Source organism: Arthrobacter sp. STN4 (assembly GCF_024539665.1).
In the GTDB taxonomy this organism is placed as follows: domain Bacteria; phylum Actinomycetota; class Actinomycetes; order Actinomycetales; family Micrococcaceae; genus Specibacter.
This window is the reverse complement of the sequence record NZ_JAKZGX010000007.1, coordinates 155,795-173,039: the sequence shown is the minus strand read 5'-3', so window position 1 is coordinate 173,039 and position 17,245 is coordinate 155,795. Positions and strand designations below refer to the sequence as shown.

General features: G+C 60.3%; 15 protein-coding genes, 1 pseudogene and 1 other annotated feature. Of the genes and pseudogenes, 7 read left to right on the top strand and 9 right to left on the bottom strand.

Features of this window, described 5'->3' with window-relative positions; all coding sequences use genetic code 11:
- Positions 1-308: 308 nt before the first annotated feature.
- The gene (locus tag MMF96_RS07915) at positions 309-1,343 is read right to left on the bottom strand and encodes an IS30 family transposase (protein ID WP_256883162.1); all 1,035 of its coding nucleotides are present in this window, start codon (positions 1,341-1,343) and stop codon (positions 309-311) included.
- A gap of 135 nt (positions 1,344-1,478) precedes the next feature.
- Complete coding sequence (locus MMF96_RS07910; RefSeq protein ID WP_256883161.1) at positions 1,479-1,937, bottom strand: hypothetical protein; 459 nt, start codon at positions 1,935-1,937, stop codon at positions 1,479-1,481.
- A gap of 557 nt (positions 1,938-2,494) precedes the next feature.
- Here MMF96_RS07910 and MMF96_RS07905 point away from each other — a divergent pair.
- The 6 genes and pseudogenes from MMF96_RS07905 (at position 2,495) to MMF96_RS07880 (ending at position 8,963) form a co-directional block, all read left to right on the top strand.
- Positions 2,495-2,953, top strand: a complete 459-nt coding sequence (locus tag MMF96_RS07905; RefSeq protein ID WP_256883160.1) for a hypothetical protein — start codon at positions 2,495-2,497, stop codon at positions 2,951-2,953.
- A 267-nt stretch (positions 2,954-3,220) separates the two neighbouring features.
- A pseudogene (locus tag MMF96_RS07900) lies at positions 3,221-3,676 on the top strand (Clp protease N-terminal domain-containing protein); the annotation flags it as partial.
- 303 nt (positions 3,677-3,979) lie between these two features.
- Entirely contained in the window at positions 3,980-4,624 is a 645-nt protein-coding gene (locus tag MMF96_RS07895; RefSeq protein WP_256883159.1) for a PadR family transcriptional regulator, read from the top strand.
- Positions 4,621-5,346: an ABC transporter ATP-binding protein gene (locus MMF96_RS07890; RefSeq protein ID WP_256883158.1), complete on the top strand. Its 726-nt coding sequence runs from the start codon at positions 4,621-4,623 to the stop codon at positions 5,344-5,346. The genes MMF96_RS07895 and MMF96_RS07890 overlap by 4 nt, the downstream gene beginning before the upstream one ends.
- A 1-nt stretch (position 5,347) precedes the next feature.
- Positions 5,348-8,257, top strand: coding sequence for an ABC transporter permease (locus tag MMF96_RS07885; protein ID WP_256883157.1), 2,910 nt, complete (start codon positions 5,348-5,350; stop codon positions 8,255-8,257).
- A gap of 259 nt (positions 8,258-8,516) precedes the next feature.
- Positions 8,517-8,963 carry a Clp protease N-terminal domain-containing protein gene (locus MMF96_RS07880; RefSeq protein WP_256883156.1) on the top strand — a complete coding sequence of 149 codons (447 nt, stop codon included), beginning with the start codon at positions 8,517-8,519 and terminating at the stop codon, positions 8,961-8,963.
- A gap of 354 nt (positions 8,964-9,317) precedes the next feature.
- On the opposite strand, the gene MMF96_RS07875 is transcribed toward MMF96_RS07880, so the two are convergent.
- Positions 9,318-10,546, bottom strand: a protein-coding gene (locus MMF96_RS07875) for an IS3 family transposase (protein ID WP_256883155.1) whose coding sequence is annotated in 2 segments (ribosomal slippage) — positions 9,318-10,258 and positions 10,258-10,546 — 1,230 coding nt in all. Because the reading frame shifts where the segments join, the coding sequence is not laid out codon by codon here.
- Positions 10,146-10,259: a sequence feature (AL1L pseudoknot), on the bottom strand. Its footprint overlaps the gene before it by 114 nt.
- A gap of 246 nt (positions 10,547-10,792) precedes the next feature.
- Between MMF96_RS07875 and istB the strand changes: the two genes are divergently transcribed.
- A complete protein-coding gene (gene istB / locus MMF96_RS07870) occupies positions 10,793-11,617 on the top strand; it encodes an IS21-like element helper ATPase IstB (protein WP_256883154.1) in 825 nt (274 codons plus the stop codon).
- On the opposite strand, the gene MMF96_RS07865 is transcribed toward istB, so the two are convergent.
- From MMF96_RS07865 to MMF96_RS07840, 6 genes are all read right to left on the bottom strand, one after another.
- Positions 11,610-12,128 carry an aldo/keto reductase gene (locus MMF96_RS07865; RefSeq protein ID WP_256883170.1) on the bottom strand — a complete coding sequence of 173 codons (519 nt, stop codon included), beginning with the start codon at positions 12,126-12,128 and terminating at the stop codon, positions 11,610-11,612. The genes istB and MMF96_RS07865 overlap by 8 nt on opposite strands.
- Before the next feature lie 251 nt (positions 12,129-12,379).
- Complete coding sequence (locus MMF96_RS07860; RefSeq protein ID WP_256883153.1) at positions 12,380-13,735, bottom strand: hypothetical protein; 1,356 nt, start codon at positions 13,733-13,735, stop codon at positions 12,380-12,382.
- The gene (locus MMF96_RS07855; RefSeq protein ID WP_256883152.1) at positions 13,732-14,319 is read right to left on the bottom strand and encodes a hypothetical protein; all 588 of its coding nucleotides are present in this window, start codon (positions 14,317-14,319) and stop codon (positions 13,732-13,734) included. The genes MMF96_RS07860 and MMF96_RS07855 overlap by 4 nt, the downstream gene beginning before the upstream one ends.
- Before the next feature lie 337 nt (positions 14,320-14,656).
- Positions 14,657-15,820 carry a site-specific integrase gene (locus MMF96_RS07850; protein ID WP_256883151.1) on the bottom strand — a complete coding sequence of 388 codons (1,164 nt, stop codon included), beginning with the start codon at positions 15,818-15,820 and terminating at the stop codon, positions 14,657-14,659.
- Between the two features lie 13 nt (positions 15,821-15,833).
- A complete protein-coding gene (locus MMF96_RS07845; protein WP_176618692.1) occupies positions 15,834-16,061 on the bottom strand; it encodes a helix-turn-helix domain-containing protein in 228 nt (75 codons plus the stop codon).
- A gap of 77 nt (positions 16,062-16,138) precedes the next feature.
- Positions 16,139-17,197, bottom strand: coding sequence for a DUF4192 domain-containing protein (locus tag MMF96_RS07840; protein ID WP_256883150.1), 1,059 nt, complete (start codon positions 17,195-17,197; stop codon positions 16,139-16,141).
- Between the last annotated feature and the right edge of the window lie 48 nt (positions 17,198-17,245).

Here is a 17,245-nt window from a genome sequence, read left to right as displayed (position 1 = left end):
CTTGGCTGCGGCAGATGGGGGTTGCTTGTTTTAACGGACACGTCGGCACTGCTGACGTGCAGGACCGTTGAGATATCTTCCAACGGCGCGAATCAATACTTGGCACCAACCGCAACCTATCTTTGAAAGCCCCATCCGGGACTCGATAAAACGCGTCAGCCGCACCGGCGTCGTTCAGGTGATTTGGTGCAGCTACAGTGGCGATAACGGATATGGCAGACGAAGAGACAGCAATGACGACGATGAGCACAGAATCAAAATCGGCAAAACGATGGGGTGATCGTATCGGCCCCAAGGCCACGGCGGTGTCAAGCCGTCTTAGCAACATTGTCGTTGAGTAGTTTGGTGAATACTTCTCGTGGTGTGAGGAATCCCAGCACGGCGCGGGGGCGGTCGTTGAGTTCGTCCGCAATGGAGTCCAGATAGGGCTGGTGGCTGGTCAGCTCGATGCCCTTGGGCAGGTACTCCCGGATCAGCCCGTTCGTGTTTTTATTCGAGGGTCGTTCCCACGGTGAGTGGGGGTGGGCGAAGTACACCGGCAGCTCCGTGGCCACGGTCAACTGGGCGTGGCGGGCCATCTCCGTGCCCTGGTCCCAGGTCAGTGAACCGCGCATCAGCGCCGGCAGATCATTGACCCGGTCGATCAGCACATCGGCGAGACCGTCAGCCTTCTTCCCTTCGGGCAGCCCCAGCATGATCAAGAACCTGCTGTGCCTCTCCACCAGGGTCGCGATAGCGCTCTTGCCGCCCTTGCCGACCACCAAATCCCCTTCCCACGCCCCAGGAACACGGCGATCTGAGGCTTCCTCGGGCCGGTCGTCGATGCTGACCATCCCGACGATCCTCCCACCCGTGCGTTCACCCAGCGGCTTCACCGATTTACGCTTGGTGCGCTTGGACTGCAGCAGGATCCCGGACTTCGCCAACTCGCCTTTGGGCAGGGCGTAGATCCACCGGTAGATGGCCTCGTGGGACACGGTCCGCCCCTGAGCGTCGGGTGATTTCGTCATGGTCTCAACGCTGGCGTCCGTGGCTTCCAAACGCAAACGGCCAGCTATCTGCCGGGGCGTCCGGGACCTCGCCAAGTCTTCCCTTACCCGCGCGGCAAGGACAGGATCCGTCTCGATCTTGCGCGCCTGCGGACGCTTGCGCTTCCGCTCCGCGGCACAGTCCGCAGTCACGGGCCGGTAGCCGCGGGTCTTCGTCGAGTTCCGCCGGCGTTCCCGCCAAATAATCGTGTGGTCCCGGCCGAGATCAGCGCCGATCTGCCGGTCCGTCCTGCCATCCTGGATGCCTACGGCAATGTCCGCCCGATCCGAAAACGACAACGCCCTACGCCCCACCAGCAACTCCTCTATTCAACCAACTTGTTGCTTCGAGGGTATGACACCGCCGCTTTCAGAGTTCTTGGGCCAAGCCGTCCACTTTGAAAGCTGAGGCTTTAGGCTGCCAATAGGCACCCGTCCGGTTAGGAACGTTCAGTGGGACTGCTTTTGGCCGGTGGAATGGTTTCGGCGGATAAGCCGTCGAGTATGGAAGGCTGCAAGCAACCCGGAGATTGTGGCGAAGCCGGCCCCGAGTCCTGCAAGCGCCAACCCGCTTGCTCCCAATACATGGAAGGCGATGACGGTGTAAATGGCCGTCACCACGGCTGCTCCCAATCCAGCGGTGAGCGCGCGTGGCAGCACGCCTGATGAGGAGGTACTGGCGTCAATCCCAAGCGCCACTACCGAACCGGCACCCGTTGCCAGCCCGGCAACGGCTCCAACAACGAGCCCAAGCATGGTCATGAAGAATATCTGGCCGCCATTCATGCCCCAGAGCCCAAACTGCTCCGGATACAGGGCTGCCTGAATGCTGGAAAACACTGAGACGCCCGCGCTGACACACGCGCCCAGCAGGGCCCCGGCAAAAACAGCCCCGGCCAGGAGAGGCAACGCCACTGTCTTTACATTTCGCACGTCTGCCGGACCCATATTCGACACCCTAGCGGACGGCGTAGGAGAAGTAGCGCCGCCTGCACTGGCCACGACAAAAGGACCGGTGTCGGTTGTCGAGTCGCGCCCGTACGCCGGACCCGTAAGGGAACGCTTTGTGGGACAGATCTGTGGCCTGAGGGACCTACACTTCGTGTTGACAACAAGGACAGCAGGGCTTTTGCCAAATACGCCCATGTTGGCCACCGAATGCCGCTTAGTCCATGGAAAGGTAGACTTCGGCTCAAGGGTTATTCTGGCGGCCGGCTCACTGTCGTCAGGTACGCATTGAACGGGGTTATCCAATGGACCGAACACGAAAGAATTTCAAGAAGAAAGCAGTCCTATGGTCGACGGCCTCGTTGGCGGGCCTGGTGCTTGTCGGAGTCGTGGCCTCACCGCTCATAGCGTCCGCATCGCAGTCTTCTGCCGGTCCGCTTGTTTCGAGGTCGGTCCCGTCAAGCACCAAGGAGCTGCCCAAGCAACAAACCACGTCAGAATTTGCGCAGGCTCTGGGCGTGCCTCTTGAAGATGCCGGCGGGGGAGCCCACGCCGTGTTGGAACAGAACGCCGAGGCGGCCAAAGCACGTCTCGTAAGAGCCGGCTATGCGGTCAATCAGATCAAGCTGAACTACGAGCATGCATCAGCAGAGATCTTCGTTGCCGGCAAAACACTAAGCCCGACCGCAAAGTCAGCTGCCCAGTCCGCGGCCAACGGTACAACGATTAATTTCCGCACGGCAAGCAGAACGACGGCAGATGCCGTGATCCAGCAGGGCCGCATCGACGCCGACTCGAACACCCTCGCAAAGCGGGGCATCAAAGTCAGCACCACCGGGCTTTTAGAAGACGGGGCCACGATCCTGGTCCGGTTGATCGATGGCACACCGGCGCAGGCCGACTACATCCTGAAAACTTACGGATCCGACGGTCTCAAGGTCCAGATTTCACCAGGCCCCCTACCTCGGGAGAGCTGACCATTCGCGAAACGGACGGCCCGACCGTCGCCGCCCATTGTTGCCCCACCAAGGGAACGCTTTGCGGCAACGTCTTGTCGGGCCGCCCTTGGCGTGGACCTTGCGGTTGTCCAACAAGCTGTTGGACAAATGTCCCACGAACTGTGGGACATTCCTGAGGCTGAGGTTTTCCGATCGTCGGAGACTGAACGCCATGCGGGACGAAGAGCCCATGCTGGCCAGTTACTCGGTAGCATCAGATTAGGCACTGGCCAGGAGGGTGGCGAAATGTTTGAGCGATTTACGGATCGAGCTCGGCGTGTTTTTGTGCTGGCACAGGAAGAGGCCCGCATGCTCAACCACGATCACTTCGGTACGGAGCACATCCTGGTTGGTCTCATCCGTGAAGGCGGTGGTGTTGCCGCGAAGGCCCTTGAATCCTCGAATATCTACCTCGACGACGTCCGGGAACAGGTGCGGGTGAGCATGGGGGTTGGGGAGGGACAGGCGACCTCCAATGGGAGTATCCCGTTCACTTCGCATGCCAAGTCCGTTCTGGAGCTTTCACTTAGCGAAGCGCTGACGCTCGGGCACGACTACATTGACACCGAGCACGTCCTGTTGGGCTTAATCCGAGGGGGTGAAGGTATAGCTGTGCAGGTGTTGGTGAAGCTTGGGGCTGATCCCAATGGGATCCGCCAACAGGTCATTCGGATACTCGCTGGCTACCGGGGCGATGACCCTGGTGATGAGGACTGACCTGATGCCGAACCTTTTGCGGGACGGGTCGTGGCTGGCGCCTTCTGGAATTGTTCCCCGAAAGGATCGTAGGGGCATCGGTTTGATTGGCTCAGATGCCGACGCTGCCCTTCGTTATGAATCCCTCCCACAGCCGTGCGGATTAGGGTGCGCATTGGGGCAACTTTTGAAATAGGTCTCACTACTTGCCTTTGTGCATACTCGGTAGCTACTATTTGCTATACGCGGTATGTAGCCGTTGTTGTGGCCCGTCATTGGGGGCGGTCGCACCGAGTTGGGGGAGTTGTTATGTCGATCAGACATTCGTTGTTGGCGTTGTTGCAGGATGAGCCGCGGTACGGCTATCAGTTGCGCGGGGAATTTGAGGAGCGGACCGGGGCTACCTGGCCGCTGAACATTGGGCAGGTCTACACCACCCTTGACCGCCTGGAGCGCGATGAGCTCGTCGCCAAGGACGGGGACGACGGCGACGGCCACGTCATCTACAGCATCACCGCCGCCGGGCGTGCGGAGGTGATGGGCTGGTTTGCGGCCCCCGTGGCGGCGGCGAATCCGCCGCGGAACGAGCTGGCCATCAAGTTGGCGCTGGCCATGACCCTTGACGGCGTCGATGTTGCCGCCGTGATCCAGGCCCAGCGCACGGCCTCGATGCGGTTGCTGCAGGACTACACCCGCCAGCGCCGCACGGCCGCGGGCAATGCGGGGACGGGGATCTCCGGAACACAGGGGGTGGGCGAGGCCAATGATGCTGCCTGGCTGTTGGTGCTGGATTCGCTGATCTTCTCCACGGAGGCCGAGGTGCGGTGGCTGGACCACTGCGAGGGCTGGATGGCCCAACGGGCAGTCGCCGCCCGAAAAAGCGCAAAACCTGTCGCGGGAGCGCAACTGAAACAGCGGACAACGACGTCTACGGCCAAGGCGGTTTCACAATGAGCAACGAGGTCCTGCAACTTGACGGTGTGAGCCGCACCTACGGCGAGGGCGCCACGGCCGTGGCGGCGCTGCGTAACGTAAATTTGACCATCCATGCCGGGGAATTTGTGGCCGTGATGGGCCCGTCCGGTTCCGGGAAGTCGTCGCTGTTGACGCTGGCCGGCGGCCTGGACAAGGCCACCGGTGGTGAAGTGTTCGTGGAGGGCACCCCGCTGGGCGGGCTGAGCATCAACGAACTGGCCAGGTTGCGCCGCCGCGCTGTGGGATATGTGTTCCAAGACTTCAACCTGGTGCCCACGCTGACGGCCGCCGAGAACGTGGCGTTGCCGCGCGAGCTGGACGGCATCCCGGCCAGGAAGGCGCGCCGCCAGGCCAAGGATGCCTTGCGTCTGGTGGGCATTGAGGATCTGGCGGACAGGTTCATGGACCAGATGTCCGGCGGCCAGCAGCAGCGCGTGGCCATTGCCCGCGCCATCGTCGGCGATCGCCGGCTGATCTTGGCCGACGAACCCACCGGCGCTCTGGACTCCGCCACCGGTGACGGCATCCTGGAAGTGTTGCGCGGTCGTGCGGAAGCTGGGGCCGCCCTCGTGCTGGTCACACATGAGGCCCGGCATGCCGGGTGGGCGGACCGGGTGGTGTTCCTCAAGGATGGGCGCATCATTGACGAAGCCGCATCCCAACACGACCCGTCCGTGTTGCTCACCGGCTTGGCGAATTGAGATGGCACTCGACTTGGCCCCCGTCAATGGTGGTAAACGACACCGTCTGCGCCTTGCCCTGACCATGGCATGGCGTGACATCCGCCGACACAAGGGCCGCTCCGCACTGGTCATCGCCCTGATCGCGCTGCCCATCCTGGCCATGTCCCTGGCCGCCACCATGGGGTTGAGCATGCTGGCTACCCCCGCCGAAACCGTGGCCATGGAACTGGGCCAGACCCAGGGCCGGATCGGTACGATGTTTGCCCAGAACGCGAAGTCCCAGCAAGGACCTCGGGGCGATCTTGGACCGCAACGCACCGAAGGCGAACCGGACCCGAACTTTGCTGCCCCGAAACTGACCGACATGATCCCCTCGGGATACGAAGCCCTCCCGTGGCGGTCCTTTAATCTCACAACACCGGTAGGCTCGGCCAACATCACCTTGCCCAACGTGGTCACTGACGTCCTCAATCCAGCGTTCAAGGGCAAATACTCCCTGCTGGACGGGCATGCGCCAACATCCTCCGACGAGGCCTTGGGATCACCGGGCCTGCTCGATCGTTTTAGTCTGAAGCTTGGCGAGAAGCTGACAACATCGGCAGGCACCTTCGCGATTGTCGGGACCGTCCGGGATTCCGGCTCCGATGACGGCCTCAGCATGGTGTATTTGAAGCAGGACCAGATTCCGGCCACCCTCGCGGACCACCCCGACACGGTGAATATCTACTTGCTCGGAGCGAAACCACTGACCTGGGCCGAGGCGAAGGCATTCAACACCAAGGCCGTCATCCTGACCTCACGGAGCCTGATCTTGGATCCGCCATCGATGGCTGAGATTGGGCCCCACGCCAAGGACTTGACCGCAGACTCGCGCTTGGACAGCTTGGCCTCCTTCGCACTGGCAGGGAGCCTATTTGGTGTGCTGGCACTCTTGGAAGTCGGCTTGCTGGCCGGTGCCGCCTTTGCCGTGGGAGCCAGGAAGCAGCAACGCGATCTTGCCCTGCTGGCCGCTTCCGGGGCGGAAAGCAGCATGATACGCACCACCGTCACCGCCAGCGGTCTGTGGCTGGGACTGCCCGGCGGCATCGCCGGTGCCGTGCTCGGCAGCATCGGCGCCATCATCTGCGTCCTGGTGATGCAATCCCACGGCAGCTCCAGATTCCCCGGGGTACACCTTATGTGGCCTGTCGCACTTGGACTCGTTGTGGTCGGTGTCGCCGCTGGTTTAGTGGCCGCCATGGTCCCGGCCCGTGCCGTAGCCAAAGAAGCCACACTTGCTGCGCTGAAGTCCGGACGCACGGCGGACACTCCCTCCAAATGGACCGCCCGCATCGGAATGGGCCTGTTGACGTTGGCCGCCGTGGTGATGATCGCGGCCAGCGTTATCACGTGGGTGAGCAGTGGCAGTGACTCTGCATACTCATTGACGCAGCTGACCAGCAGTCTGGTTATCGTCGGGGCCGTCATGCTCGTCTTCGCCCTGATATGTCTTACGGGATCCGTCATCAAGCTGCTGACACTCAAGACCGGGTGGCTGCCCATACCCATGCGGCTCGCCTCCCGGGACGCAGCCCGCAACCGCGGACGCACAGTGCCCGCCGTGGCCGCAGTACTTGCCGCCGCCACGCTCTCCGGAGCCCTCATGGTCACCACGGCCAGCATCATGCAACAGGCCAGCAACAACCACCAATGGCGCTACAACATCAATCAAACCGGTATTCCATTGGAGTTCACCAAATACACCAAGACCTCGGCGGGCCCTGGAGCCACGAATCTCAGCGATCCAAAAGTCTCACGCATCAGTCCAGAGAAACTGGCCCCAGCCTTGAAAGGAGCCCTGGGACAGGAAGTTGTGACCCAAGTCCTCCGAGGAGCACCCGGCAACAGCCCTTGCCACCGCCTACTGGAGCAAGCCCAAGCCGCCGGCCTGGAAAAACCCGCAAAGCCCTGCTACGCCTGGGCCCTGCAAGAACCAGCGGCCAACCGCTGCGAAATAGCCGCCGACAACCAACCCAAAAACCTCAATGACTGGCGCTGCAAGGGATCCATGAGCAACAACGGGTTCGGCGACGACATCCCCACCATCGTGGTAGGAGGAGAAAACGAACTAGTAGCACTTCTCGGGCGCACCCCCAGCAGTGCCGCAGCCCGAGCCTTACACGACGGGGGAATGGTCATCACCAACAGAATCTATCTCAACGCGGACAACACAACCTCGATCATCACCTACGACCCCACCTCCCCGTCGAGCTACGCGACCAACGGACCAGGCACTGACGGGAAAACCTTTATGCGGGCCAGCCTGGAAGCGACCAGCACTCAAAAACTTGCCGCTGTCGTGGACGCGCCGGATAAACCACTGAATTTCTACGGCGTGGTTTCTCCCGCCACGGCTGCCAAGCTGGGTATCCCGGTCGATGACAGGCTCATGCTAGTAACCGTCCCTCAAAAGCTGACACAAGCTCAGACCGACAATCTTCAAGGCACCCTGGCGTCATTCATGGGACAGACCTACGGGATACAAATGGAAAACGGTCCATCCACGAACATCGCCACCATCTTGTGGATCGTGGTCATAGGTGCCGCACTCATCACCCTCAGCGCGGCTGGCATCACCGCCGGACTGGCACTAGCTGACGGACGCAACGACCATGCGACCCTGGCCAGCATCGGAGCCGATTCTCGACTACGAAAAGCCCTGTCAGGATCGCAGACCTTCTTGACAGCATTCCTTGGCACCGTGATGGGACTGTTCGCAGGAGCCGTACCAATCATCGTTTTGCTGTCCCTGTCACGAGGCACGCCAATAGTAGTTCCGTGGCTGCAATTCGGCGTCCTCTTGGTTCTGGTGCCCCTTTTCGGAGCGACCGCCGCCTGGATGTTCACCAAGGGCAAGCTACCCATGACCAGGCGACAAACACTTGCGTGAGAGGACTCCCACCATCGCCTCAAAGTCAGTGTGGGGGTCGCCGCAGAAAACGGAAAAACCGTACGCCAAGGGCCCATGGAGTCAGGCAGCCACTGGACTGCAGCTCGTCGATTGAATCTAGTCAAAGTCCGTCCGCAAGGGAACCTTCAGCGGGAACACCTGACACGGCCGCAGCTCGATTAGCGGCCGGGCGAGGAGATCCTCCTCCGGGGAGGCGCGCCCGTGGTGCCAGCGCGCCGCGAAGACTACGCTTCAGGGCATGAGCGGTTCAAAGTTTTCTGGGAATTACACCGACGGTGCCCGGCGGGCGGTGGTCCTTGCTCAGGAAGAGTCAAGGGCAATGATGCATGACGCGTACATCGCTCCCGAGCATCTACTATTAGGGCTTTTGCACGCATATCCGAACACGGTGCAGACGGCGCTGGGCGTCTGGCCGGATGAAGTGCGTGATGCGATAATGCGTTTCGCCTCCGCTGGTCCGCAGGACACCTCAGAATCGTTGCCGTTCACCCGCATGTCTCTGGAGGTCCTCAAGGCGGCGCAGCGCACCGCGCGTGAGCTTCATTCCGATCACGTCGGGATCAAGCACCTATTGTTCGGGGTGTTGAGTGTCCATAGCGACCGCCTGGATCGTGCGTTGGCCGCTGCGGGTGTGGATCGAGACAGTGCGCAAACGCGGGTAATGGCGGCGCTTACGCGAGAATGACCGGTTGCCGGGCGGGGCAACAGGCAGCGATCGCCCGCCGTCCTATCTTCGCAAGCACCCGCAAGGGGTCCGTCCGGATAGGCATTTCGAACCGTCCCGTAAGCCGGTCGGCAGACGGTTCATGTGTTCTTGGACAGTGCGATTGAGGTGCCCAAGCTCGTGGTGTTTCACTGGAGAACGCTCTGCGGGACGGTTTCACTGCGGCCGGGCCGAGACACGCTATTTCAGAGCCCCCCAGTATGAGCTTGGTCCGGAGCTAACACTGGCAGACTGGGTGCTGGCCCGGGTGGCCGCGTTCTGCACATCGAAGTGGGAGGAAAATGATGTCAAGCCCCGGGTTTGGTGGAGAGTTAGTTAGACCCGTTCCATCGTTTTGAGGGCGGGTAGGTTTACGTAGTAGTTGACTTCTGCTTCCACGGGCGGGATGTAGCCGATTTCCCCGTGGAGCCGTCGGTGGTTGTACCAGTCGAAGTATTCAGCGACGGCTATTTCCAGGTCGTTTATACCCGTCCAGGGCCCTTTATTTCTGACCAGTTCGGCCTTGAAGAGTGAGTTGAGGGCCTCGGCCATGGCGTTGTCGTAACTATCACCCTTGGCGCCGACGGAGGCGACGGCTTCGGCCTCTGCAAGGCGCTCTGTATAGCGGATCGCTCGATACTGCACACCTCTGTCCGAGTGATGCACAAGTTGTGAAACATCTTTTCGATCACGGTGTCGAGTCCATAATCCCATCTCCAACGCATCCAAGGCCAGGGCCGTGTGCATGGTCGTGGAGAGCTGCCAACCGACCACGCGGCGGGAGAAAACATCCAGCACGAAAGCAGCGTAGACCCAGCCGGAAAATGTCCGGATGTACGTTATGTCCACGACCCACAAGCAGTTCGGGGCCGGCGCCGTGAACTGCCTCTTCACCAGGTCTGCCGGCCGCTCCGCCAGCGGCCCTGGCACGGTCGTGCGGGGCCCCTTGGCGCGGCGTACGCCGTGGAGCCCTTCACGGCGCATGAGCCGTTCCACCGTGCAGCGGGCAACCTTGTGGCCGGCACGGTTCAGGGCCGCATAGACCTTTCTGGCCCCGTAAACACTGTAGTTATCCTTGTGCACCTCCTTGATCTTCTCCGTCGTCACAGCGTCACTGACGGCCCGCTTGGACTCAGGACGCGCCTTCGCTGCGTAGTAGGTGGACGGGGCGATCGGCAGCTGCTTGCAGATCGGCTCGACCCCGAATTCTTCCTTGTGCTGGTCGATGAAAGCGATCATCGTCTTGATGGGCGGTCGAGCTCCGCCGCGAAGAAAGCCGACGCGGACTTCAAAATCGCGTTCGCCCTCCGCAGCTCGGCCACTTCCCGCTCCAGCTCCGCCAGCCGGGTCGCGTCATCGGTCGTGGTGCCCGGACGCAGGCCCTGATCGATCTCCGCCGTGCGCACCCACCCACGGATCGTGTCGGCCGGAATGCCCAACTGCGAACCGATCCTGGTGCAGGCCCCGCGGCGGTCATTGGGATTCTTCTGGGCGTCCATCACGAGACGGACTGCCCGCTGGCGAAGCTCATCGGGATACTTCTTAGGTGCTGGCAAAATGCTCATCCTTTCAAGGAATCAACACCCTCCATTAAACCCGGGGCGGTTCAAAGGGACCAGCGTGGCCAACGCTGGGACCGGTTTGGCCACTACCAGGACCACGCTGGCCAGTGTGGGGACCGGCGAGAGCGCCAGTCACGGGACCGGCGGGGAGATCGGGGTCGGTGCCGCTCCGGCGTATGGCCGCGGCGTTCAACTGCATTTGGTCTTTTCCCATTCCGAGCAAGCCCACAAAGTACAGGAGGATGCGCGATGAACCAGTCCAGCAACACCATTGCCCCGGCGGGGCCGGTGGACCCGGTCAGCACGGAGCTGGCCCGGACCCTGCGGGCGTTGAAGCTCTCCGGACTCAAGGACACCCTGCCCGAACGCCTCGTGCTGGCCAGGCAACAGAAAATGGGCCACGCCGCGTTCCTGGAACTGCTCCTCGCCGATGAACTCTCCCGCAGGGATTCCCGCTCGGCAACCCTGCGCGCGGCCCGGGCTGGCCTGGACCCCATGATGCGCCTTGAAACATGGGATGACGCCGCGGATCTCTCCTACGACAGGATGCTCCTTTCGAACCTGGCCACCCTGGCGTTCGCCGAGGCCGGGCACTCCGTGCTGCTGCTGGGCCCGGTCGGGGTCGGCAAGACCCACCTCGCCACCGCCCTGGGCCACGCCGGGATCCGGCGGCGGATGAGCGTGCATTTCACCCGCGCGGACAAGCTCTTCACCCGGCTGCGGGCCGCCCGGCTCGATAACAGCCTCGAGGCCGAAATGCGACGCATCGCCGCCGTGGACATGTTGATCGTCGATGACTTTGCGATTAAGCCACTGGACGCCACCGAGACCAACGACTTCTACGAAATCGTCGTTGAACGCCACCGCCGCAAATCCACCATCATCAGCTCCAACCGCGAACCCGCCGAATGGATGACGATGACCGCCGACACCCTGCTCGCCCAGTCAGCCATCGACCGGCTTACTCAAGGCGCCCACACCCTCGTCATCGAAGGCCCCTCCTGGCGACAGCGAACCACCCAGAACCGGCGGACCACCCTTGACGAAAACAAGGAGACCCGCAATGCTAAATAACACTAACGAGTGGTCCCATACTCGTGGCAACGCGGTGGTCCCATCCCGCTGGCAAGCGACAGCTAAGCCCGATTCCGGCGACGGAGCCCTCCCGAACCAGCTCCGCGAGGAATCCGATCGTCTCCTCAATCGGAACCTTCGGATCGACGCGATGCAGGAAGAGCAAGTCGATTCTTTCAACACCGAGACGGGAAAGACTTGCACCGACCGCACGGCGCAGGTAGCTCCGATCGTTCTGAACGCCTCCGCGTCCGCCAGCGACGAGTCCTACTTTCGTCGCAACCGTAACTTCGTCGTGCCGGCCTGCGATCGCTCGACCGATGATCAATTCAGCGAGCCCATCTCCGTAAGCATCAGCTGTATCGACAAACTTCACTCCGAGTTCGATCGCCTTGTTGATGATAGCGACAGCATCGGACTCGCGTATCGGTCCGTACACGCCCGCGAGGGGTAGCGTACCAAAGCCCAACATAGGTAGTTGAGTGTAGCCATCGGGAATCAGTTCCTGCATCACGCTACCCAGACTAAACAAGACCAGCTCGATCAGGAGTCATCGCTCACCAAAGTGAGGTGACCACGATGACTTGCCACGCGTCCTCCCGAGTGAGTGCGGTTCTGAGTTCGCAAGGTCGCAGATTCATTAGGATACAACTGGGTGACTCCGAAATCATCGAGAAAGGTCACTGACACTTGAGGTGGGTCAAGGATCTGGGACGACGCTTTGTGTCTATCTGGTTGGATAGTCCAGCAGAACTTAACTGGTTAACTCGATAAGGGTGGAATGCCCCGAATCAATAGGTCTTCAACAGCCCGGGTGAGATCAGATAGGACGGCATCGCCGGTGCTAACGGCCAAGGACTTTCCAAAATCAATTTGCGTATCAACAGTGCCATCGTCCGTGGAATTAGTTCTCACGGTGACGGACTGAACGAAGTATGTATCTTCGAGAGAGCTAGCAATCTCTGAAATATCTTGTCTGATATCATCCGAATTTTCGGCGTTCACGGTTACAGAACGTCTCAAACCTTTCAGTTCCACCCGCGCAAGCCAGTATGGCGTAAGCGCAGGCTCGAGGTAGGCCCAAGTTGTCGATGTCGCGGACGCCCGCCCAGGAAGCTTGGTTCCCTTGTAAGCAACATGGATACGCGAACCGACGTCTGGCAGCGATTTGCCCAAAACGCGGCCGATAAATGACCAAGTACCAGAATCTTGTGCGAAACCGTCTTCCTCTGCGGCAACGTGGAGCCCCGCGTATGCTCGGGTCGCCGCCCATGTCCGACTATTAGCCTCAACTAGGGAGGATAGATCGTATCCACTCAATTCGTCGTGGAGTTTCTCGAGGTCGCCCAGAGTAAACATGGACCCTAGTCTTTGCCAGAATCCGATTTCTGGAGTGAGTTCGGATTTCAAAACCCAAGGCAAGATTTTCCGGAGCTCGCCCTCGCTGAGTTGGCCTCCAAAAAGATCATGTTCGTCCATGTCTTTCGTCCAAACGGGGCTGGAAGCCATTTCAAGAAGTTGGGCCGCTCGTCCGATGCGATTGGCAGCATCCGACTGAAAGTGCTTAGTTACTGTAGCTTCAAGGGATGCTATATCGCCAGATCTGTTGCCCGTTCCGGCCGCGATGAGAACTTTTGCGTCAGGGTAGTCCACCCAGCCTTTAGCGCCCTTAATGAAGTTGGAGCGGACTAGATCTGCCACCGGGGACCCTTGGCTACCCTTGTCGTCCAAGACGTCCAACGCTGACACCGATGTAATGAGTGCGTTGGGACGGTTTCCAATCTGGGCGTTTAGTCGATCTCTGTAGCGTTCTTCCATGGGTTCGTCATCGAGAGCGATCACGGCTGGGGCGTCCTCTGGTATGAATTCGGCATCCCGAGCTGCTACGACGTTCATCAACGTATCTCTAAGAAAAACAGACCGTTGGGACTTCTCGTGCCGCCAAGTGACCATGAAGTCTGGAATGGCGCTGTGCCCGAAGTATTTCGTATCCTCTACAACGGCATCCGGATCAATAAGATTAATCTCGGACTGGACGGCACCTTTGACCCTTCTGATGTATTCTTCAGGATTTAGCGTGTCTTTTGCCGCCGCCAGAGCTGCACTGAAGTCGTTCATGACTGATCCTGCTTCCTCTTGAGTGATTTCCAGACTTTCAATACCTCTTTCGATGTGAGCATAATCTGCTCTTGCTTCTCACTTAGGACAAGTAGCCAGATTCGTTCAGACAGAGTTTGCGCCAAAGAATGATCGAAAGGGGCATCTCCCACATACTGAGAGTATTTGTTCACGGCCCCTTCAATACTTGTCGGGGTGGTGAGTTTAGACCAATTTGTTTGGGAAAAAGGATGCGTGGTGGCCCAAATGTAGTTTCGATTCTTGTCCCGCATTCCATTCGAGCGCTCCCAAATGGATGTTCCATAGGCGATCGCTAGGAACTCCTCGAACTCTGCGGCTTGGCCTCCAACATATTGGTAGCGTTTGCACTCCACAACTACCGGGGGCATCCCGTCAGTCAAGAACATGCCCGCAAGATCGTATGTCTTGACACCCCCCATGTGCTTGACTTCACAAAGTGCAGCAGACCCGTAGGCATTCCATGAGAGATCGAGAAACGTCGTCGCTTCGAGCCATCGTTTAAAGAGAAATACTCCGTCGCGACCTAACTCGTGGTTTTCTTCTGCGGGCATGTCAACGATCATACGTCCCATTGTCGGTTCGGCCTGTTAGAACACGTGTGGGTGCATGCGTAGAACTTCATTGTGGCTTGCGGCTGAGCAACACTCCGACGCTATGCATTGTGCATACGAGCCAGGGACACTCTGTTGCCCGAAGGGGTAGCCGAGGCGGTGCGGCGCAGTTCCCCTTGAGGAGTACCTAAGCCAACCGGGCTGGGTTCCCAATTGCCGCGGCTGATATGGATGGATCCAGTGCGAGCCGCCCCGTCGCAGGGTGTCCTGCTTGAACACAGCAGATACACAACAAAGGATCTGGACTTTCAGAAGTTGGTTGGTGATGCCAAGGCGCGAGACCTGCCCCTCATTGAACAATTTGGTCGTTCTGCCCGAAGGCTTGCAGCACTTCAGTATTGTCCGGGGCCTCGTGTGTCTTCTGCACGTAGTGCTTGCTGGTGATCTTTTCGTTGGAGTGGCCGAGCTGCGCCGTCGCCGCAGCGATGCCGTGGGTATTTGCGAGGATCGTACCGACGGACTTTCGGAATGTGTGCGGGGTAACCCAGTCGTATCCGAGTGCTGTTCGCACCTCACGCCATTGTTTGCGGAAGCCGTTGGGATCGCGGATCGTGCCTACGCTGGAGGGGAAGACTAGGCCAAGGTCGTTGGATCGTGTGGTGTCGGCCTGACGCTTGCGGAGCATTTCCACGGCAAAGGACGGCAGGAAGTATCGTTGCCTTGAATTGGAGCTCTTCGGATGGTCCTGAATTTGCAGGCCGCTGGTGCCTTTGACTTTGATGACCGTGCCGTTGATCGTCACCGTCGGCTTCTCGGCCTCGAGATCCACATCCGACCACCGAATGGCCATGGCCTCGCCGATCCTGGCGCCGGTGGCCAGCATGATATCTACGACGTCCAGGATGTCCTTTTCGTGCAGCCCGTTGGGGCGCCCGGTCGGTTGCTGCCACGCGTACACGCCCTTGCGAAGAGCAATGACCTCCTCCAGCGTCAATGCTCGGACTTCCTTGGTCACGATGGGGATCTTCGCAACGTCTCGCAGGGGATTGGCACTGATGGCGCCGTGCCGCGTCGCCAAGCCGAGCATCCCGGACAGGATGGACTTGCACATCTTCGCCGTCGTGGATCCGCTATTGGTCCGGATGGTCTTGAGGAACCTGTCCAGGGAATTGACGTTAGCTTCCCTGATGGTCAGCTCACCTGTCCCTGGCAAGATGTGGGTGTCAAGAAGCTCCCGGTATCGTTTGCTGGTATTGGCTGCTCTGCCGAGGGACTCAAATTCGGCCCACCAGATCCGGGACAGTTCGCGCAGCTGCATCTCTGGCCCGATCTCGTCCTCATTGATCGGGACCAACAGCGTGAGCTTGTGGATCAGGGCCGCCTCGGCCTTCGGCCCAGATGCTCCCCACGCTTCATAGCGGCGGATTTTGCCATCAAAAGAGCGGAACTTGGCGCGGGCGCGCCAAGTCTTCGGCTTGAGCTGGAAGCGGGTTATTTGCCCCCACGTGCCCAAGAGGAGGCGAGCTCTAGGCAAAGTGATCCTCGGTTGTGACAAGCCAGTCGTTGAGGTCCGTCCGGCTAATCCGCAAGTGCCGGCCGATCCTGTGGGCCTTCGGGCCGAGGTGCTTGACGCGCCACTGGTAGAACGTCTGCTCGGGGATCTGCAACTCCCTGCAGATCTCCTTGGGCGTCAGCCACTCCTCCACGAGCCCGGTGGGCCTGGTGACGCGGGTGGTGTTCAGTTCCTGAGTCATTGGACTCTCCTTTGTTGGTGTTTACATCTATCCATGTCGTTTCACCTCCGAAGCTGCATGACCTGCGTTGAAATTCTTTATGCCAGGCCTATGCCGCCGATTTCAGGGCCCCGGGTGTGCGGCGGCTGGTAGGCGGCCTGTCTGTTGGTTGCCCATTCGGCAAGGACGCCTTCCCGGACGAGGTGGTCGGTAAGCTGGGCCAACCTGTAGTCCGGGTCGGCCTCCAGTGCGCGCTGGAAACACTCGTGGGCTTTGCTGCCGTGGCCTTCCCACCATTGAATGACGCCCAGGCTGGTCAGCACCGGTGCCGCGTCTGCGCTGTCCGTCCGCATGTACAGCTGCAGCAGCACGTCGGAGGCGCGGTCCACCCGCTGCCAATGTGGTGCTTGCTTGGTCTGCCCCAGGAGCAGGTCTCGCATGCTTTCTTCCAGGCCGGGAATGTCTGCCAGCAGCCTGTCGCGGACCGAGATGAACTTGAGGTTAGCGATGAGGTTGGCGGCGTCATCGTCCGTGGGAGTGTCGACGCCGCTCAAAAGCCGACCCCACAACTGTCTGGCCTGGGCGATTGCTGTCGGCGGGTCCATGGCCTCTATCCGGTAGCAATGCCGGACGACCTCGTCGTGAAGGTCGGGCTGGGCGAGAACGGGGACGTGAAGGCCGGGAGAGGCGTCGATGTTGGAGCCGCGGTAGATGAGTTCGGCATTGAGTTCGCTCGTCATGACCCCGTCCAGTGAGTAGGTGGCGGGCGAGTCAGAACCCATGCGCAGGTAGTTGGTGAACGTGGTTTCCCCAACGAGCCAGCCGTCGCGAACCGTGATTCCTAGCTCGCTGAGCCGTCCGGTTAGTTTTTCCATAAGGTCTTCGTGGGGGCGAGACTGGCCCGGATCCCAGGGCGTGTAGGTGAAGAGGCCAAAGACGACGCCGGTTGCCTGGCGGTCCGTGCCGATGTACCGCACAGCATGGTCGACCAGACGATCATTGCTGGCTCCGGTGCGGGGGAGGTCCACCCTGAGTGTTCCTCCGATCCGGCGGTCGTCCAGGATGACGCAGACCAGGCTTTCCTTCGGCCAGAATCCGAGGCTGTGCCCCATGAGGCTGACGAAGTCGTCGGGGGTCTTGATTCTGAGCTTTTCCACGATGTCCTCCACCTGCTGATGCCGCCGGTTTATTCCGGGAGCACTCAT